The following is a 19,558-nucleotide window of genomic DNA, read 5'->3' as shown; positions in this document are numbered from 1 at the left end:
GGTTTTTGACAGGCCGGGCTGTCACAGCAGGTCAATCCGGTGCAGCAGGAACTGGTTCCTGGGCAGGCGGGTAAACACCGAATAAAATTTCATCCTATATTGTGGAGAAGAAACAAATAAAGTAGTAAAAAACAACACGATGAGCAGGATAATAAATGTCGGCTTGATTGGCTTCGGTATGTCGGGCAGAGTTTTTCAGGTACCTTTTCTGGACAGTGTGCCGGGGTTCAGGCTGGTAAAAGTACGGGAAACGCGCGAAGCGAACATCAACATACTAAGGGCGCGGTACCCGGATGCGCAGGTGGTGAGCCAGGTAGAGGAGATTTTCGGGGATGAAGCTGTTGAGCTGGTAATAGTAGCTTCGGCTACTCCCACCCATTACGAGTTAACCAAAGCTGCCCTGCTGGCCGGAAAACATGTGGTGGTCGAAAAGCCATTTACCAGCACGTCAGCTGAGGCCGATGAGCTGATAGAGCTGGCGAAAAAACAGCAGAGGTTGCTTACCGTGTACCAGAACCGCCGGTGGGACAGCGATTTCCTGACCGTGAAAAAAGTACTGGCGAGCGGCATGCTGGGCAACCTGGTGGAGTACGAGGCCCATTTCGACCGCTTCCGGAACACCATTACGCCCAACACCTGGAAAGAAGAAAATCTGCCGGGTACGGGTGTGCTCTATGACCTGGGCGTACACCTGGTGGACCAGGCGCTCTGCCTCTTTGGCTTACCCGACGAAGTTACCGGCATGGTGCGCATTCAGCGGGAGGGCAGTAAAGTAATCGATAATTTTAAACTGCTGCTGCACTACCCCCGCCTGACGGTTACGCTGCGGTCCGGCATGCTGGTGCGGGAAGTGGGGCCACGGTATACCTTGCTCGGCGACCAGGGGTCTTTCCTGAAGTATGGCCTCGATGTGCAGGAAGAAACTCTTAAAGCAGGCATTGGCCCAAAAGATCTGCCGGCCTGGGGAGTGGAACCGGAGGAGATCTGGGGCAGGATTAACACCACCCACAACGGCTTGCATGTTATCGGTAAAATAGAAAGCGAACACGGCGATTACCGGGGGCTGTATGAAAATGTGTACAAAGCCCTAACCGGCGAAGCAGAACTGGAGGTAAAGCCCGAACAGGCACGTAATGCTATCCGGGTGCTGGAACTGGCACTACAAAGCAGCCAGGAAAAACGGACTTTGAAGTTTGGGTAATCTTTTTCTGCGGAATATCCTGATGGGTAAGGAGCAGTGGCTGTGGTGGCAGCTGCTGCACTTTCCTGTGGTGTTGTTTGAAATAAATAGAACGTGCCTGGCTAGTATGCTTCAGGTTAAAAGCACATCAAAATTTTACACTTCCAAAAACTGGCTTCCCTGTCAATTTAATATTGTTTACAAATTTTTACTACCTGACTGGCAACTGATAACAGCAAATAACAGCAGCGAACGTAAAAGTTTTTATATCATATAAGGCTAATATATAACAGCGCATCAAATTTGATGTCGTCTGAAATTCATCTGTTTGTTTCCTGCCACCAGGGAACAGCTTCCAGTACAGCAAGTAATTGTTCCTGCATGATGTGATAACAACAGAAGCAGGAGATTTGCTGGTGTTCCGTTGCTGCTTGCATTTTCGGTTTCCCTATCTCAAAACTAACTTTAACTCCTTTCCAACGCTATGAAAAACTTTATTTTTCCTGCCGGACTAAAGCTTCTGGTACTGGTTTCTTTTTTTTCGCCTTTCGCCATAACCGGCTGTGATACAGACACTGCGCCGGAGCCCGTTATAACAAAGTTGAGCTCACAGTTGGGCTCGTTTGCGAAACCCGATTACCCGGGGGTGTTTGTGGCGCCAATGGATGGGAGCCAGGAAGCTACACCTAATAACTCGAAGGCAAGCGGCAATGCTATATTTCAGCTGAGTAAAGACGGAACCGAACTGCATTATAAACTAATCGTTGCCAACATACAGAATGTTCTGCAGGCACACATTCATAGTGCTCCTGTGGGAGAAAATGGACCGATTGTGGTATGGCTGTATCCTTCCGGACCGCCAGCCATGCTGATTCCCGGCAGATCGAGTGGTGTGCTGGCTACAGGCGTCATTACCAGTGCCGACCTGGTTGGCCCCCTGGCCGGCTTGTCGCTGGAAGACTTGTTACTACACATGACGGCTGGCGATACGTACGTGAATGTGCATACCCTCCAGCTTCCCGGCGGGGAGATTCGCGGACAGATCAAATAACGCTGTAATCTTCCCTGACAAAAGATTTGAGGCTGAGCAACAGGTAAAAGAGCAGCAACAGCAGGTGTTTTCTGCTGTTGCTGCTCTTTATGTTAAATCACTGTTTTTCCGGGGACTACCGCTTCTGCGCCACCTTAAAAGAATGTTCTGCGGCACCCACGGCACCCTGTCCTGTAAAACCTTCGCAGGTGGCGGTAAAGCTGGTAACGTCGTCGGAGGTGAAGAAGCTGAGTTCGGCTTTGCCTTCGGCGTTGGTGGTGAGGGTGGGCTGCCAGTGCAGTGTGTTACGGAAATCGGGCAGGTTGTGGCGCTCGTCCGGCACATCGTAGCGGGGCACGTAAAATTCGCTGGCTTTGTTGTAGCCCGGCAGCCTGAACGAGATGGTGCCGCTGGCCGGTTCGTTCGAATAGTCGTAGTTGGGGTTGCCGCGTTTCGTGAAAATAACGATAGCGCCGTTTGCGCCCCCGTAAACCGAGGCATTGGCGCCCTTCAGCAGTTCTATCGTTTCTACATCCGTGGGCGGAAGCGATTGAATAAACTCCAGGTCAACCTGCATGCCATCCAGGATAAAGGTAGGCGTACCGCCCCCTCTGATCGATACTGTCGTGTTCAGGCCTGCGCCGCTCACCTGCACGCCGGCTACACCTACCAGGTACTCTAAAATACTGCCCCGTACCACTTTATCTGCCGCTACATTAATAGTGGCATCGGTAAAATCTTTCGAGTGAAGCCGGCGCGTGTCGGGTTTCTCCCTGTCTGCTTTTACTTCTACTTCGCCCAGCATAATGGCGCCTGATGCTAAGCGTAAGGCTTTGTCGGCTTTTGTCCAGGTGGAAATGCTGTGGAGGTAGGCTTCGTGAATGGCTGCAAACACCGTGGTGTCTGTTTCCGGGTAGTAGGTAGTGGCAGGAGAGGTAAATACATTGCGTTTAACGAGGAGGTTTTTGCCGCCTTTGGGCGTCCGGGCCTGGATAAACATCTGGAGCGTGTCGTAATAATGCAGTCCTCCGATGTAAAAGCTGCCATCTGCCGCTGTCTGGCCAACCGAAATGGCAGGAAACGCTTTTTTAGGAGCCGAACTACTGCTGGAAATAATGCTCAGGTTGGTAACGCCGGCTTCTTTGTTCCTGCCGAATTCCTTTTCGACGACACCCGAAATGCTGATGTACTTCTCGATGAAATGGGTGATAGCCGGTTGCTTGTCCTGCAGCACCTCCTCCCAGGAAAAGCGTCGCCAGCCCTGCGTGAGCAGCAGCAGGTCGAGGTGGGGGATGGCGTTGGGGTTGCGCGTGTCGAAGTAATAGTTGGGCTGTTCGATGTGCCCCTTCAGTTCGCTGCTGAGGTAGGTGTAGGTGTAGATGTCGTCGTGCAGGGCGGCGGCCTCGGGGGCGTTGCGGCTGTCGCGGACGGCCAGCGAAAAGTTGCCTGCTACCGGGTTGCCTGCGGCATCTTTTACCGTTACCTGCATGTTTACCTGCTCACGCTGCCCGTACACCTGCTTGTTGGTGGTAATGGCAACGTTCAGTTTGTCGGGCATGTTCACAAAAGCTAATCGCTCAGCCAGCGGCTTTCCTGCCCTGTTGAAAACGGTAAAGTACACGAGGCCTGCGGGTATGCGGTTGAGCGGCAGGGAAGCTGTAATCTCCTGCCGGTTTGGGTTCGCCTTGGCTGCATAAAAGATTTTCCCCTGGGCATGGGCTACCAGAAAAAGGCTGTCGGTGCTGCTGCCCAGGTGGTTTAACAGCTTCAGCTGAAGTCCGTTTTCTACCGTGTGGGCAAGGCTGAGGCTTACGCCATTTTCCTGTGCCTGCGGGAGCGGAAAAGTTAAGACCGTGCCATCGGGTTGAGTTACGCGTGCTTCGTATGTTTTTCCTTTTTCTGCTGTTAGTTGGACCTGCCCCATGCCCAGGTGCTCACTTTTGAAATCAGTTACCTTGTTTCCTGTTTCGTCGTAGATGCTGCCTGCCACGTCTTTGCCTTTGCCGCTCCTGCCGATGGCTTTAAAGGCCAGCCGGGTTTGGGTGCCGGTTAGCCAGTTGCCTGATTCGGGGAAGAACTGCAGATCGAGGTCAGCGCCGGCCTGTGGGAGCTGGTACGTCTGGCTGAACTTCGTGCCCCCTGTAGCAGCTTCGACGAGTAGAACCGCCTGAGGCATCGTGTTGCTTTTTGTTTTTGGCAGGTTAGCGGCAAACTGTACCTGTCCTTTTTCGTCGGTTTCGAGGATGTGCTTCTTTTGCTTCTTCCCGTCTACGGTCAGCTGGAAATTAAGCCTGAGGTGAGGCAATGGTGCGAACGGCAGCTGGTAAAAAACTAACGTGGAAACGATGGAGTCGCCGGTGCTGTGGGGGCGGGTGCGGAAGGTAATGCCTGCTTTTACAGCCGCCGCGTCGGGGTTGACAATCGTTATTTCCCTGCGGAAGAAGTAGTCGGAGCTGAAGTTGCGCATCCAGTTGGTGTAGGCCCGTAGCTGGTAAGTGCCTTCGGCCAGGGTATCGGGCAGGTACATGTCGCCGTGGGCAGTGCCTGCTGCCGTGTGGAGTTTCCGGTTAAACACCACCTTGTTGGCCGGGCTCACCAGGTCGATGTACACAATTTTGCTCAGGGTATCTGCCTCGGCAGACGGAGCCAGGGTCAGGTAGGTTTTAAACCAGATGGTTTCGCCCAGGCTGTAGAGGTTTTTGTCGTGGTGCAGGTAAATTTTCTCCTGCGGGTATTTGGCGTAAAACTCGTAGAGCTTAAAGGCAATGGTGGTAAAAAAGTTGTCGTTGCCGGGAGCTGCTCTAAAAGCAAAAGTCAGCGCAGAAAAGGACAGCAGCAGTAAAAGTACCTTTAACTTTTTCATGAAGTGGTTCGGAGCATCAATGATTAAAACTGACCTGGACTTGTGTGTAAGTGCCAGCCTGTAAACCTGTACTGCGTATGCGCCCGTACCTGCTTTAGCTTAGCAATATATTAAATAAGTTTTGAACTCTTGGATGGCGCATTTGCAAAATGGTTTAACTACAGAAAAAATAGTTTTGCTTGCCGGTGGAGTGCTCCTGAGCAGGAGCTGAGGCTGTGGTGGCTGGAGCAGCAGAACTATTTGCGTGTTTGGAAAGAGGAAAAGCGCTACCCTTTGCCTGCAGCACCCGGGTAGTTACATATCCGACACGTGCAGGCTGCGGAGCATGGATGTTTTTTTGTTCTGGTGCTCCTGCATCCGCTGCAGGATCTCGTCCAGCAGCTCGATGGCCTGGATCACGAAAGGCCCTTTATTGAGCATCACACAGTCGGCACGCTGCGACATGGCGGCATCGGTGATTTCGGCGCGGGACGGGCGACCTTTTTTGGCCAGGCTCTCCAGTACCTGCGTGGCCCACACCACGGGCATGTGCGCCGCCTCGCAGAGCCACAGTATTTCTTCCTGCACTTCGGCCAACCGCTGCCAGCCGCATTCCACCGCCAGGTCCCCGCGGGCAATCATGATGCCGGCCGGGTAGCTTTGCATGGACGCCAGCAGCAGGCGGGGCAGGTTTTTAAAGCCTTCTTTGGTTTCGATCTTGAGCATGATGGCGAGTTTCTTTGCTTTCAGCCGGGCTAGTTCCGCTTGCAGCGCCTCTACGGTGGAGGTGTCGTTAACGAACGACAGGTTGACGATATCGGCATGCCTGCAGATAAAGGCGACGTCTTCTTTGTCTTTTTCAGTCAGGCCTTCCAGGGCGAGTTTGCTTTCGGGTAAATTAATGCCGGCATCGGCCCGCAGCTTGCTCCCTTTGGCACGGGCGTTGGTGATTTTTATCAGCAGGGAGTTTTTCCGCACCTTGTCTATAACACCTTCAATTTTGCCGTCGTCGAACAGGATGGTTTCATTAGCCTTTACCAGCGAGAAAACTTCCGGCAAGGTGCAGGAGATATGCGCCGATTTAACAGTATGGCCTGAGGCATCGTACAGGGCGGGCTCGCCGGGTATGGGTTCACGGGTCAGTTCCAGGAAGTCGCCTTGTTTGAGGAGGATAGGCAGTACGATGGGCGACAGCTCCCCGACTGTCGTGAACCGTTTGGTGGCTGCTTCGTCTTTCAGGAAAAGCTGGGTGCCGGTAGCAATGTACGAGGTCTTGAACAGGTGCGCGATCAGCCCGTCTTTTTCTTTTCGCACAATGGTGAGCGAGCGTTTGCGGCCGCGTGTATCTTTAAAGGTTAGCTTGTCGCCTTCCTGGAGCTGTGCCAGCCAGGCAGCGGGAAGTGGTAAGGCGGCATCGAGGGGTAAAGGCGGGGCAGCATTGGCGGGAGCCAGCCAGACTTTGGCAGGTGAACTGGTTTTTCCCAGCAGGTCCTTTACAGGCTGAATGACCACAAGTTTGGGGCCGGGCGCCAGCGGGCCGGTGCGTAGTTTGGGGCCCATCAGGTCCATGAGTATTTTGCAGGGCACCTTCATTTCTTTTTCTGCCTGCCGGATGTTTTTGATCATGCTGGCCCAGGTTTCCTGGTCGTCGTGGGCGCAGTTGATGCGGGCGCAATCCATACCGGCTTTCAGCAACCGGCAGATAAGGTCGTAATTGGTGGCAAATTCGCTGGAGCAGGTAACCATAATGCGTGTATGCCGCTTTTCGGGCTTAGGTCCGAGCAGGGCCTGTGTGTTTTTGGCTAATAGTTCCCTGCTTTCCCGGAACGATGCGTTGTTGTTGGAATTCCGTTTTTGCGGTGCTTTCAGGAAGGCTAAATTATGGTAAACAGCCTGCAGACTGGCCATCACATGGCCTTCGGCCCTACCCAGCGAAGACAGCCCCAACTCTGCCAGGCTTTCCTGCAATGCCCTGATGTCGTGTTTGCGCAGCGCCAGGTAGTGCAGCAGGTTACGGGCGCTTTTCCGGAACGAAGGGTGGGTTTTTTTGATGACGGCTGCAAATTTTTTCTCCAGAAGCTTTGCTTCGTCTTGCAGGGTTTCAAGCTGGGTAATCAATTCGTCCAGCTTTTTTTTGTCTGGCTGCATGGTCGTGTTGTGTACAGGTGCACTCTTTCAAACTGGTGCAGCGGAAGTAGGGTTACAGGTTCGGGGAATAAATTGCAGGAGGAGCAGTGGGTGTGGTGGGAGCTGCAGAAGCTGCAGAAGCTTATTTTTTACAAGCCCCGAGTTCTGCCTGCCAAAGTTAACCGTTAGCAGGCTTTTTTTGCAATGCTCGTTTTTGCTGTGCCCGTTGCGTATTCGTGTATAATGATAAGCGAATCGTCGGCAGCTTCGAAAAAGGTGAGCCTACCTTCGTTGACGCTAAAGTGTACTGGTTTTTCCCGTAGCTGGACGTTACTGAAGATGTTAAATGCCAGTGTGTCTTTTACCGTTGTCCCGGTATCTAAAAATTCCATTTTAAACGAAGTAGTATGCGCGGGCCGTTCTGCTTTTGGCTTAAGCAGGTAGGTAATCAGCAGGGTATCATTCAGAAGATGGAAGTCAATTTTATTGAACTCAGCGAAAAGCATGTTGGTGCTGTCGCCGGTTGCTATTATGTAAGAGGTGCTGTCTTTTGGCCATTGTCCTGTTTCTGTCCGGATGAATGTTGTCAGGAACTGAATTTCCCAAAGTACAGGATTAGTGGACTTGGCCATTTCTTTTGCAACTCCTGCTATTATAGCCTGGCAACCTGAAAGCACTACTGCCAACAGCGTTGTCAAGCTAATCGTTAGCCATGTTGCACGTTTATGCATAGTAGGTGTTGGTTGCGTTACTAACAAATCTCAAAACCATAGTTTCCAGTTTTATCTACTGTTACATTTAGCTCTCTTCGCGTGCTGGCAAATTTATCATAGCCGGTTTTCAGGTTGTTCCAGAAGGTGAGCAACTCCTTTTTATGTTCGTACTTCAATTTATATAATTTCATGTTGGCATCCGTCATTTTGAACGGAAAAATGTAAACCGGGATGTGCTGCTGCCCGCTTTGCCTGGCCAGTACGGCATACAGGTAGAGCTCTTTTATTTTGTCGTCGGTCATGGGCAGGCAGCCAATGGTCATGCAGGCGCCATGAATAAAAATATCGCCGCCCAGGTCTTTGGCTTTGCTTTTCCTGCGGTCGGACTGGTTGGGGTAATCCTTTCTCGCCTATTTTTCCGAACTTTACGGCAAATTAGCTGAACACATGCAACGACCCATTAAACTTGTGATATATGCAGGCATCGTACTGGTGCTGTTTTACTTTGTAAAGGAGTCTTTTTTTAACGAAGAGAACTACACAAAGCCTTTGCTGAAGGAGCGGGAAGACAAAGACCTCTCGTTCAGGAGCAGGGAGAACAGTCCGCTGGAGGATGCAGAACGGAGGGCGTTTAAGCGCCTGGCGTACTACGAGCCAAAACCCGACTACCGTGTGAAAGCCGATGTGGAGGTGCTGGACAAGCAGGATACGCTGCAGATGCCCATGACCAACGGCAGCACCGAGGCGTACCTGCGCTATGCGCTTGCCAGTTTCGAGCTGGAGGGCCAGCCCCTGCAACTGACGCTGTATAAAAAAGTAGCAGAAGCCGAAGAAACACTTTTTGTACCTTTTACCGACAAAACCAACGGCTTCGAAACGTATGGTGGCGGCCGCTACCTGGATGTGCCCTTTAAGGAGGATGCTGAAACCGTAGTGCTGGATTTTAACCGCGCCTACAGCCCCTTCTGCGCGTATAATGCAGAATATGTGTGCCTGGTGCCGCCCAAAGAGAATTACCTGCAGGTAAGTATTCCGGCGGGGGAGAAGGCGTATGAGAAGTAGGTGAAAAAGATTAAGCCCGGTAAGTTTTAACGTTTACCGGGCTTTTGTTATTCCTGTCTCTCTGTGAAGCAGGTTATTTGTTTGGGTTTTTCAGGGCAGAAAGTCCTTTCTTTTTTACCTCTTCTGCAGTAGTGGTGGTGGCCTGGGCAGCGAAAGGCCCGAACGGAGGAAACTGTAAAATATAATTCGGAACCGCTTCAAAAATATAGTCCTGTTGATTAAACAAGGTGCACATGGCAAGTACATTCCCCTGTGAATGCTTATCGGCACTTAGCTTACAGAAATAAAGCCCATCGAAGTTTTCTTGTGCCAGTATTTTCGTATTTGTGCTTCTGACAAGCGCTTCAAACTGCGGGAGGTTTTCATCTCCGAAAAAAAACACCAGGAATTCGTTTGTCAAGCCAAGCCAGGAGTAAAAGCCGTTCGGATCGTTGACAGCTGGCAGTGCAAACTGAACCGCATGGTGTTTCTCCAGTTTCTGTATCATTTGTTCTACCTGGTTGCAGGTTGTGCCGGGTTTTAGCTGGATCTTGATTGTTGGCCCATATTCTGAAAAGGATGCGTTATCAACAGCTTCAACCTGGTGGTATGTAAAAAGCAAGGGCGTCCTGGCCTGCTGCGGAAATGTAGTTGAGAAACCGACAAAGAGTACATCGCCCCGCGCATTGCCAAACGCAACATTCCCAAAGTCTTTATGAAAAAAAGAGTACTCGGTGCAGGGCAATGTTTTTACTTCCAATGTATCGCTGAACGTTTCTATAATCTGTCCGTTTGGTTCTATATTTTCTTCCTGGCAGGCGAATGCAAATGGAAGTAGCAGTCCTATATAGGTTAAGTATAATAATCGTTTCATAGCAAATATTATTTAATCGTGAATGGTAGTATGTTTTACGATTTTGATTCAAAAGTTGCTGAGAAAATTGTAATATTTTTATTTTATTAGCTTGAGGATATATAGTAATTGGATAAATTTTAGAGGTTTTCCGGGTGCGGGTCTTGGTTTGCTACTGTAAACAACGGTAGCTTTACAGGCAGGAAAAGGCGTTTGGTTATGGCGGTGTTGGTTAAGTACAAGTTTCGGGTAAGCCTTGCTTCGTGCAGGACAGGCAGGCAACTGATCGGGTTCTTCTTAAATCTTTTGCCTTTCCGCCGCGAGTCATTCCTCCCGTAACAGAATTATCCTTAATTTTGGGAAAATTAGCTTCAGCGGCTGAGGCTATACGGAAAAACCAAGACACATTATATATGCTGATTTCATTCGACTGGCTGAAACAACTTATTCATATAGACAAAACGGCAGAAGAAGTGGGTGCCTTGCTGACAGGTGCAGGACTGGAGGTAGAAGGTATTCATAATTTTGATGTGGTAGAAGGCGGCTTAAAGGGTATCGTGATAGGAGAGGTGCTTACCTGCGAACGCCACCCGGACGCGGATCGCCTGAGCGTGACCACGGTAGACATCGGGGAAGCTACGCCCAGCCAGATTGTTTGCGGTGCGCCCAATGTAGCAGCAGGACAGAAAGTGGTGGTAGCTACCGTAAACAGTACGCTCTACCCGGCGGGCGGCGAAGCTTTTAAAATCAAGAAATCGAAAATAAGGGGCGTGGCCTCGGAGGGCATGATCTGTGCCGAGGATGAAATCGGGCTGGGTACTTCGCACGAAGGTATTATGGTGCTTGACACAGCCCTGCCCAACGGTTCGCCAGCCGCAGATTACTTTGGCCTTGCCTCCGATAAAGTATTTGAAATTGGGCTTACGCCAAACCGGGCCGATGCCGCTTCGCATTTCGGGGTGGCCCGCGACCTGCAGGCGCTCCTGAAAGTGCAGGCGCAGGTGCCCGATGTCAGCACTTTTCGTGTAAACAACACCTCCCGCCCCATTGCGGTGGAAGTGGAAAACACCGAGGCTTGTCCGCGCTATGCCGGGGTAACGGTGAGCGGCGTAAAAGTAGGTCCTTCGCCGGACTGGCTGCAGAACAGGCTGAAGGCCATCGGGCTGTCGCCTATCAACAACGTGGTAGACGTGACCAACTATGTGCTGCACGAGCTGGGGCAGCCGCTGCACGCCTTCGATGCCGACAAGATTAAAGGCGGAAAGATCGTGGTGAAGACCGTGCCCGAAGCGACAGTCTTTGTGACGCTGGACGGCGTGGAGCGCAAACTCAAAGCCAACGACCTGATGATCTGCGATGCCGAGGAAAGCATGTGCATCGCCGGTGTGTTTGGCGGACAAGGCTCTGGCGTAACGGAAGCCACTAAGGCGGTTTTCATCGAAAGCGCTTACTTCTCCCCGGATTATGTACGCCGAACCGGGCAGGCACATGGCCTCAAGACCGATGCCTCGTTCCGCTTTGAGCGTGGTACTGATCCGAACATGGTGGTGCACGCCCTGAAGCGTGCAGCCCTGCTGATACAGGAAATAGCCGGTGGCGAAGTTACGTCCGAGATTGTAGATGTTTACCCCGAGCATATCCCGAACCATGAGGTTACGCTCAACATCGACCGCACGCACCGCCTCATAGGCAAATACATTGGCGTGGAGCGCATCAAAACGATCCTGACAGACCTGGAAATACTGATTACCGGCGAATCGGAAACGCACCTGGCGCTGTCGGTGCCGCCGTTTAAAGTAGATGTGAAGCGGGAGTCGGATGTGGTGGAAGAAATTCTGCGCATTTACGGCTTCAACAACATCGAGGTGAGCGAGCACATGTCGGCGGCGTTCCTGGCTAATTTCCCGAAACCCGACCCGGAGCAGATTACCCAGACCATCCTGGATTATATTTCTGCCAACGGCTTTAATGAGATCATAACCAACTCCATCACCAACTCAAAATACTACGCCACGGCAGGCGGGGAGGCAGGCGCTGGTTTGGTGCGGGTAGTAAACTACAACAGCGAAGACCTGGATGCCTTGCGCCAGTCCATGGTGTATTCTGGGCTGGAAGTGTTGCGGCACAACATCAACCGCCGTCAGCGCGACCTGAAGCTTTATGAACTGGGTAAAACCTACGAGCAGGTAGAAGGCAAGTACCAGGAAAGCACAAAGCTGGCTATGTACATGACCGGCAACCTGAGCAGCGAGAGCTGGAACCAGCAGGCAGCCAAAGTAACCTTTCACGACCTGGCCGGCGTGGTGCAGAATGTGCTCACGAAGCTGCGGATGGCCGAGTACACGGTAAAGCCGCTGGAGGGCGACAGCCTGTTGAGTCAGGGGATTGTCTACCACAAATACGATAACGTGATTGCCACGCTCGGTTTGCTGAAGCCCGGCGTCACGAAGCAGGTGGAAGTAAAAGAGCCGGTGTGGTATGCCGAACTGAACTGGGAGTACCTGCTCAAAAAATACAAGAGCCACCTGGTAGCCGAAGAGTTGCCGAAGTTCCCGGAAGTGCGCCGCGACCTGTCGCTGGTGCTCGACAAGAACATTTCCTTCGACCAGGTGAAGCAGGTTGCCCTGCGCACTGAGCGGAAGCTGCTGCAGGAGGTGAATGTGTTTGATGTGTACGAAGGCGATAAGATAGCGGCAGGCAAAAAAGCCTACGCCCTGAGCTTTACCTTGCTGGATAAACAGCAAACCCTGACCGACAAGGTGATTGATGCGACCATGAATCGCCTGATGCAGCAGTTTGAAAAGCAACTTGGAGCCATTATCCGGAAATAATTATGTCAAGGGATAAGCAACTGCAACAGTTACAGGCAATTGAAGACAAAACGCGCAAGCTCTTAAACCGCTTTGCCGACGTGCAGCAACGGCTTATAAAGGCGGAAGAAGAGATCAGGTTCCTGGAAGCGCTGGTGGAAGAGAAGGATCAGCAAATAAAAAATTTTCAAAATCAGGAGAATATTGTTAAAATTGTAGAAACAATAGCAGGTAATACTGCAAACACGACAGAATTAAAGCTGAAGTTAAACGAATATATCAGAGAAATCGATAAGTGTATCGCTTACTTACAGGATTAGCTTGGTGCATGTACAGCTGCAACATACTTTTTTCAGCAACTTTACAGGCAGAAGGCTTTTGTATCACCATAAACCATTAAAACTACGCACGGATGAGTGAATTATCGATAAAGATCCGGATTGCGGAACGCGAGTATCCGATGCGGGTAAAGGAAGCCGAGGAAGAAAGGCTCCGGATGGTGGGTAAGCTGCTGAATGAGCGCGTACGCTTTTTTAAAGAACAGTTTGGTATCCAGGATAAGCAGGATCTGCTGGCCATGGTCGCATTCGAAACCATGGTGGATAAGCTTAAAATGGACGAAGAGAAAAGCACGCAGCTTTCTCAGGTAAGCCAGAAGTTGCATGTTCTCGATGAACTTTTATCGTCAGCTAAATAAGTTATATTCAGTATAAGTTACAAAAGGCTTCCGGCCGGACGGTTTTATCACAGCAGGTAGTTAACCGTGTTACGTGAAGGTTTGGATACGGGAAGCAGGTTTTATGCCGGTGAAGTGCCCTGTTCGGGAAACAGGACAGGTACTTTGATTAACTTTTGTAAGTTAGTTTGAATCATGGCTTTATACACAGATGTCTGGTTATTTTGAAGTAGTAAAGTGAAAGGGAATGAAAGGTAACTGCATAAAGAAGTAGTGTGTTTTACTTTATGCCGGGTGTTCTTTGTTCTGCTTTCCCTGACCTGAAATTTAAACCGGGTTGCTGTAATCAAAAGCTGCTAAAGCTGTAATGCTGTCTGCTGCAGGTAACTGCTATCTGTTTTTAGAACCCTAAAAGCTTATAGAGATGCCTAATATCCTTTACATTTTACTTACCGCTGTTGTAGCGCTCGGAGTGGGCGTGTACATCGGGCGGTACATGCTGCACAAGCTCAACCAGGAGAAAGAAGAAGCAGCCCGTCAGAAAGCCAAATCCATTATCCGCGAGGCCGAACTCAATGCCGAGAGCATCAAGAAAGACCGAATCCTGGAGGCTAAAGAGAAGTACCTGAAGCTGAAATCTGAATTTGAAGAGGAGTCAAGCAAGAAGAAGAACATCATCATTCAGAATGAAAACAAACTAAAGCAGCGCGAACAGCACTTAAACAAGCAGCTGGAGCAGGTAAAACGACGCGAAACTGAGCTGGACAAAGAAAAGGAAACCCTGCTGGCGCAGGTCGAGAAGGAGAAGGAAGTGCTGCACGCGCACCAGGAGCAACTGAAAAAACGCAAAGAAGAAGTAGAGCAGCAACACGAGGAAGTGGTTGGCCAGCTCGAAAAAATAGCAGGCTTAACTGCCGCCGAAGCCCGCGAGCAACTGGTGGAGGCCCTGAAAAGCGAAGCACAGTCGCGCGCCTCATCGCACATTAAAGACATTGTAGCGCAAGCCAAACTCACCGCTACCAAGGAAGCCAAGAAAATCGTTATCGAAACCATTCAGCGTACGGCTGCTGAGCACGCTATCGAGAACTGCGTATCGGTTTTCAACATCGAGAGCGACGACATCAAAGGGAAAATCATTGGTCGTGAAGGCCGTAACATCCGCGCCCTGGAAGCGGCAACCGGCGTGGAGATTATCGTAGATGATACGCCTGAAGCCATCATTATTTCCGGTTTCGACCCGGTACGCCGCGAGGTGGCCCGCCTGTCGCTGCACCGCCTGGTAGCAGATGGCCGTATCCACCCTGCCCGCATCGAGGAAGTTGTCGCCAAAACGAGAAAGAACATCGAAGAAGAGATTGTGGAGATAGGGGAGCGCACCGCCATTGATCTGGGTATTCACGGGTTGCACCCCGAGCTGATCAAGATGGTGGGTCGTATGCGTTTCCGTTCGTCTTATGGCCAGAACCTGCTGCAGCACTCCCGCGAAGTAGCCAACCTCTGCGCCACCATGGCAGCCGAACTTGGCCTGAACGTGAAGCACGCCAAACGTGCCGGTCTGCTGCACGACATCGGTAAAGTAACCCCTGACGAGCCGGAACTGCCGCACGCTATCATCGGTATGGAACTGGCCAAGAAGTACAAAGAGCATCCGGATGTGTGCAACGCCATCGGTGCCCACCACGACGAGGTAGAAATGACGGCCATGATTTCGCCGCTGGTACAAGCCTGCGACGCCATCTCCGGCTCCCGCCCAGGCGCCCGTCGCGAGATAATGGAATCGTACATCAAGCGTCTGAAAGAACTCGAAGAAGCCGCTATTTCGTTTGACGGCGTTAACCAGTGCTACGCCATCCAGGCTGGCCGCGAACTCCGCGTAATGGTAGACGCCGATAACGTAACCGACGAAAAAGCATCGCAGATTTCGTACGACATTTCGCAGAAAATCGAGAAGGAAATGCAGTACCCGGGCCAGATTAAAATCACCGTTATCCGGGAGATGCGCGCCATCAGTTATGCGAAGTAGATAGCGTTAATATGTATAGAAAAGCGCCTGCTGCAGTTTTGCGGCAGGCGCTTTTATTTTGGGAGCAGCAGAGGGTGTGGTGGCAGGTGCAGAGGTATTTTGTAACTGGCTTGCCTTTTTTCGCTTCCTGTATAGTGCTTGTTTTAGTTGTTTTGTTCTGCTGCGCCTGCCACCACAGCCTCTGCTGCTCTTAATTGGAGGACGTTCAGCGTAGTATTATCCCTGCTGTATATCCGGCAGAATAGAACAAGGCTTCTTGTAAAATTTTTAGCTAATTGCTATCTTGATTAAGGAAAAGACGAGGCTGCCGTAGCAATACGTTTCCAGTTAAAAAGATTGCAACAAGCGGCTGAACTTCCTGCGCACATAGTGCTGATAAGCGTAGGTTTGTAAACCGTAGGTTTGGTCGTATTACGTTTAGCCTCCCATATTGGGAGTATAAACGTAGTAATTACTTTTACACTTTAGTTAGCACAAATGAAAATCATAAAATGAAAAAGGGTTGCTATATCTCTGCTCGTCTTTGCTGTCTCAGCTTATACTGAAAATAAGAGTTATATTTTTTCAACGCCTGGTGAATAAGTAGTAGAAGATGGCCAGGAAAATAATCAATATCATAAAAACATGAAGTAAGGTTAAAGTAGGAGAACAGGTATGATACTATCCAATATGTTGATAAACATTTTTTTATTGATTACCAGTTGCCTGCTAGCCTGCTCGTGTAATAAGAGGTCTGATAAAAGTTTTGAAAATAGGATCAATGTTCATGATATGGATACAGTGTCTTATTTCTTTGGGCCTTTTTATGATTCCACTCAGATGTCAAATCAAGCGCATAATATTGTAGAAGTAAGTAATAATTTAATCTCGTATAATTATAAAAATTACCAAAGATTGATTGAATCACAGCCAAACTCTAAAGGCTCTTTTCTAGTAAGTCTGACTAAGAATATTATAGTAAATGTTGATACAGCTGCAACAATTAGTTCAGAAGCATTTGGAACAGATAGAATGTTAGACACCGTTTATGTAAGAAGAGATGTATTTGAAGCGAAGCCTGTATATATTAAGAACATTACAGATGATACAGTAGCATTATATTTTAATGATAATGACAATACATTATGGGCTGTAGTGGAGGCAAAGGATAAGCAAGGGATTTGGAGGCAAATCGAGTATTTTTCTGCCAACAAATCCCATTTTCAGCACGGTGATTTTGTAAGGGGAAAATATATAGGTCCAATGCTCCTTCTGCCCCCAGGTTACTTCATAAAGTTAGGCATCCCTAATTTTGTAGGCGGTTTCAAGACACTGCTAAGAATAAAGCTTGCTCAAAATGGCGATACAGTCTATTCCAACGTTTTTGAAGGCACTATCAAATTAAATCAGTTTCGGCTTCCGGAGGGGCTGAAAAAGCGCTCAGATGTTTTATTAGAAGAACCCTTTATTGTACCTAGCATGTAGTAAAGGCTATCACGACAAATTAATTACGAGCTAAAAATAAACTTGAACGTCCTTAGTACAGCTTTTAAGGTTATACATTACCTGAGAAAGCCAAACCGAACACCGTTCGATGGTCAGTTCAACATAAGTGTTCTTTAAAACTCTAAAGAGAGAAGAAGTTTAATAATCAAATGTGCTAACCCTGTATATACTACATGCTTCGGCTAATGCCTTGCAAGTCGTATATACTAGCACCGTTATTGTTCATTAATAAAAGATGGATACTTAAAGATTTATATTAAATGTATTGGCTCCATGGGTTCCTTTCCTTTTGAGAAAATGGCTGTATAACTTTAAAGTCTGGCAAATCCTGCTTTTATCGGTTATTTTCCTATTACCATTCAGCTTTACATTATTCTCAAATTACTCATTTTCTACCCCTTTAATTTTTTCAGTAGCATTTATTTTATTTTTAATCTCAGTGTCCACTATTTGTTGGTTATTAACAAACAACAAAAGATTTATTCTATTTGCAACCCTGATCAATTTACCCACTATTCTGTTTTTCTATTCCGCTAACTGGCAAGCAAACCCATATGACATGATAGCCAGTAAGCCCAAGAGGAGTGTGCTAAACGTAGAAAGCAAATATTATTCTGACATTGAGAAAAGCTATATTCCACTCGGTAATTTAGAAGTATTTGATGCCCGCAAAAAGGTTATGGGAGGCATTTTAGTAAAAAAGTTTAGATTAGATACTATCGATTTTACTGATACTTGCCTTCTTAAAGGGTTTGATTATGAAAGAGACAAAATATTTTATTGGGATAAGTGTAATAATAAAATATACGAACTATAACCAAATATATACTTCATGCTTCGACTAAAGCCTCGCAAGTCGCATATACCACCCCGTTGAATGCAATTATAAGTTATTAAAAGTATGACTTAACAAGTGCCGACTAAATAGTTGTGAGCAGCCAATAATGAGTAAATCAAGAAAAACCGAAGTAGGTTTTGTAGAAACAACAGGCTGGTTCTCTCTCGCAGGATTGTTTATACCTGGATTCACGGCAATCGGAATCCAAGGTTTAAATTCACTCATAGTACTGTTTGGGTTTGAATGCTCTGATGCATGGAATGTCCTGTTTAGATTTACAAGTGCTGGATGTATACTTGCACCATGGCTATTCTTTCGATTTATCCAAAGAACTTCATTAAGTAATGAGACGCTGAATAAATGGTTAATGCTGTTTAATACAATTGAGTATACATTTCTTCAGGCAAGTATTGCGTCTTTCTTAACAAACGGGAAGACGCTTTGCTATGGGCCGGACGGGCAGAATGGATTAGAATTTGTCTTTACTGGTTGGTTCGCTATACCTGTTTTATTTTTATTGAGCATCTTATTTCAGCAGGTACAGAAAGCAAAGATGGAGCAAGCAGAACTTGAATAAGAGTAAAAGAAAGAAAAGCCACACAAAAGCACATAAACCATGATAACACCAACCCCCAAACAACTAAACGAGATTGCCGAAAACCTGGAGTGCGGCTTCAGGTGTTTCTGGAACACGAAAACCGGTGAATTGGTCTCCCTGCCCGACAACAGAGACCCTGGCTATTACGATGACGAAGGCGATCTGGATAAAGAGTATGACCGGGTGGAGGCCGAAGGCGACAATTTCCTGGAACTCGAAAAGCCCGGGTCTGGGGCATCGTACCAGATAATGGAGGACTTTGCCCATAGCCTGAAAAACAAAGGCCTGAAAAACAGGCTTCTGGCAGCTTTAGAGAAAAGAAAGCCGTTCCGGGAATTCAGGCACGTTGTAGATAACGCCGGCGATTACCGCGACGATTGGTTTGCCTTCAGACACAGCAAATTCAGGGAAAGGGTACAGGAGCAAATCGAATGGATGCTGGAGCAGGAGCGGCAGGAGGAGGAGGAGGAGGAGAGTTGAAGTATTTGCAGGGCTAACCTATTTTATTAATGAGCAGAAGCTTTTCCTTTAACAGGAATGCAGGACGGCGAAGTTTCATATTAGCCTTTTATTTAGCAGGTAGTTGGTTTCTCCGCTCGGAAGGGATATGAAAATAAAAAACACAGAATCTTTTGATCTGCAGCTATTCGTTTCAGGAAAATTCATTTAATTTCCAGCCAATTGTATTTCTTCAACTAAAAATCCTTTAATGAATCCTAAAATCTTTAATTTTTCACTGGTTCTACTAGTTATAGCCTTTCTGACAGGTTGCGCTTCCAAAACATACTTGTCCCGGGCAAAAGAAGAAGTTTTGCCCCCCTTAAATCTTGCTTATCATGTTCAAAGCATCGAAATACTTGATGAGAGAGTAGAAAGTTCTACAGAAGAGATGAAACTGCCCATCGTGTCCAGGCCAGACCAGCTGATCAGGCACAGGCCTTTTTTGACTCCGCCTCACAAAGCGGTTATCGAAAAAGTAATACAGGATAATGCTTTAGCTTCAGGGACTCCTGTCAGGGCAGTCGTTACTATCCTGGAAAGCTATAAAGAATTCTCCGCCACATGGAGCAGCGAAATGGAAAAAGGCTTTGCACAGGTACAAATAAGGTTTGTCGATATTGAATCAGGAGAGCCCATAACAGGATGTGATTCCAGTGGTGAGTTTTTTATACAATCCATGGATGCTACCCCAAATAAAATGGAGGAAGTATATCAGATAACTTTAAAAAGAGTAGTTTACAATTGTTTAAAGTATATTCAAAATTCATAATAGCTATAGAATATGCTGTGTTTTTTGGTTTGCTTTACGAGCTGTGCAAGTTTGTAAACTGGAAAAGCTGGC

Annotated in this window: 17 protein-coding genes; 12 read left to right on the top strand and 5 right to left on the bottom strand. The window is 48.4% G+C overall.

Annotated elements, in window-relative coordinates; all coding sequences use genetic code 11:
- Positions 1–139 precede the first annotated feature (139 nt).
- Positions 140–1,201 carry a Gfo/Idh/MocA family oxidoreductase gene (locus DCW36_RS22090; RefSeq protein WP_114780708.1) on the top strand — a complete coding sequence of 354 codons (1,062 nt, stop codon included), beginning with the start codon at positions 140–142 and terminating at the stop codon, positions 1,199–1,201.
- Positions 1,202–1,664: 463 nt separating this feature from the next.
- A complete protein-coding gene (locus DCW36_RS22085; protein WP_240676275.1) occupies positions 1,665–2,231 on the top strand; it encodes a CHRD domain-containing protein in 567 nt (188 codons plus the stop codon).
- A 115-nt stretch (positions 2,232–2,346) separates the two neighbouring features.
- On the opposite strand, the gene DCW36_RS22080 is transcribed toward DCW36_RS22085, so the two are convergent.
- From DCW36_RS22080 to DCW36_RS22065, 4 genes are all read right to left on the bottom strand, one after another.
- Positions 2,347–5,073: a TonB-dependent receptor plug domain-containing protein gene (locus DCW36_RS22080; RefSeq protein WP_114780707.1), complete on the bottom strand. Its 2,727-nt coding sequence runs from the start codon at positions 5,071–5,073 to the stop codon at positions 2,347–2,349.
- 294 nt (positions 5,074–5,367) lie between these two features.
- Positions 5,368–7,200 carry a pyruvate kinase gene (locus DCW36_RS22075; protein ID WP_114780706.1) on the bottom strand — a complete coding sequence of 611 codons (1,833 nt, stop codon included), beginning with the start codon at positions 7,198–7,200 and terminating at the stop codon, positions 5,368–5,370.
- A gap of 164 nt (positions 7,201–7,364) precedes the next feature.
- Complete coding sequence (locus DCW36_RS22070; protein WP_114780705.1) at positions 7,365–7,811, bottom strand: hypothetical protein; 447 nt, start codon at positions 7,809–7,811, stop codon at positions 7,365–7,367.
- 119 nt (positions 7,812–7,930) lie between these two features.
- On the bottom strand, positions 7,931–8,215 hold the full coding sequence (locus DCW36_RS22065) for a hypothetical protein (RefSeq protein ID WP_125185272.1): 285 nt from the start codon (positions 8,213–8,215) through the stop codon (positions 7,931–7,933).
- Between the two features lie 124 nt (positions 8,216–8,339).
- On the opposite strand from DCW36_RS22065, the gene DCW36_RS22060 reads away from it, so the two are divergent.
- Positions 8,340–8,954 (top strand): DUF1684 domain-containing protein, encoded by a 615-nt coding sequence (locus tag DCW36_RS22060; protein ID WP_114780703.1) that lies wholly within the window; start codon positions 8,340–8,342, stop codon positions 8,952–8,954.
- 73 nt (positions 8,955–9,027) lie between these two features.
- On the opposite strand, the gene DCW36_RS22055 is transcribed toward DCW36_RS22060, so the two are convergent.
- Positions 9,028–9,807 (bottom strand): hypothetical protein, encoded by a 780-nt coding sequence (locus tag DCW36_RS22055; protein WP_114780702.1) that lies wholly within the window; start codon positions 9,805–9,807, stop codon positions 9,028–9,030.
- A 392-nt stretch (positions 9,808–10,199) separates the two neighbouring features.
- On the opposite strand from DCW36_RS22055, the gene pheT reads away from it, so the two are divergent.
- From pheT to DCW36_RS22010, 9 genes are all read left to right on the top strand, one after another.
- On the top strand, positions 10,200–12,617 hold the full coding sequence (pheT, locus tag DCW36_RS22050) for a phenylalanine--tRNA ligase subunit beta (RefSeq protein WP_114780701.1): 2,418 nt from the start codon (positions 10,200–10,202) through the stop codon (positions 12,615–12,617).
- A 2-nt stretch (positions 12,618–12,619) separates the two neighbouring features.
- Positions 12,620–12,916, top strand: coding sequence for a hypothetical protein (locus tag DCW36_RS22045; protein WP_114780700.1), 297 nt, complete (start codon positions 12,620–12,622; stop codon positions 12,914–12,916).
- A gap of 92 nt (positions 12,917–13,008) precedes the next feature.
- Positions 13,009–13,293: a cell division protein ZapA gene (locus DCW36_RS22040; RefSeq protein ID WP_114780699.1), complete on the top strand. Its 285-nt coding sequence runs from the start codon at positions 13,009–13,011 to the stop codon at positions 13,291–13,293.
- 403 nt (positions 13,294–13,696) lie between these two features.
- Positions 13,697–15,295: a ribonuclease Y gene (gene rny, locus DCW36_RS22035; RefSeq protein WP_114780698.1), complete on the top strand. Its 1,599-nt coding sequence runs from the start codon at positions 13,697–13,699 to the stop codon at positions 15,293–15,295.
- Positions 15,296–16,114: 819 nt separating this feature from the next.
- Positions 16,115–16,759 (top strand): hypothetical protein, encoded by a 645-nt coding sequence (locus DCW36_RS22030; RefSeq protein WP_128397010.1) that lies wholly within the window; start codon positions 16,115–16,117, stop codon positions 16,757–16,759.
- A gap of 580 nt (positions 16,760–17,339) precedes the next feature.
- Positions 17,340–17,597: a hypothetical protein gene (locus DCW36_RS22025; RefSeq protein WP_114780696.1), complete on the top strand. Its 258-nt coding sequence runs from the start codon at positions 17,340–17,342 to the stop codon at positions 17,595–17,597.
- A gap of 127 nt (positions 17,598–17,724) precedes the next feature.
- Positions 17,725–18,195, top strand: coding sequence for a hypothetical protein (locus tag DCW36_RS22020; protein ID WP_125185270.1), 471 nt, complete (start codon positions 17,725–17,727; stop codon positions 18,193–18,195).
- A 39-nt stretch (positions 18,196–18,234) separates the two neighbouring features.
- Positions 18,235–18,696: a UPF0158 family protein gene (locus DCW36_RS22015; protein WP_114780694.1), complete on the top strand. Its 462-nt coding sequence runs from the start codon at positions 18,235–18,237 to the stop codon at positions 18,694–18,696.
- A 229-nt stretch (positions 18,697–18,925) separates the two neighbouring features.
- Entirely contained in the window at positions 18,926–19,486 is a 561-nt protein-coding gene (locus DCW36_RS22010) for a hypothetical protein (protein ID WP_114780693.1), read from the top strand.
- Positions 19,487–19,558: the final 72 nt, after the last annotated feature.

It is taken from the genome of Botryobacter ruber (genome assembly GCF_003347595.2).
Lineage (GTDB): Bacteria > Bacteroidota > Bacteroidia > Cytophagales > Hymenobacteraceae > Pontibacter > Pontibacter ruber_A.
Note: the sequence above shows the minus strand (reverse complement) of the source record. Positions and strands in the feature narration are given on the sequence as shown.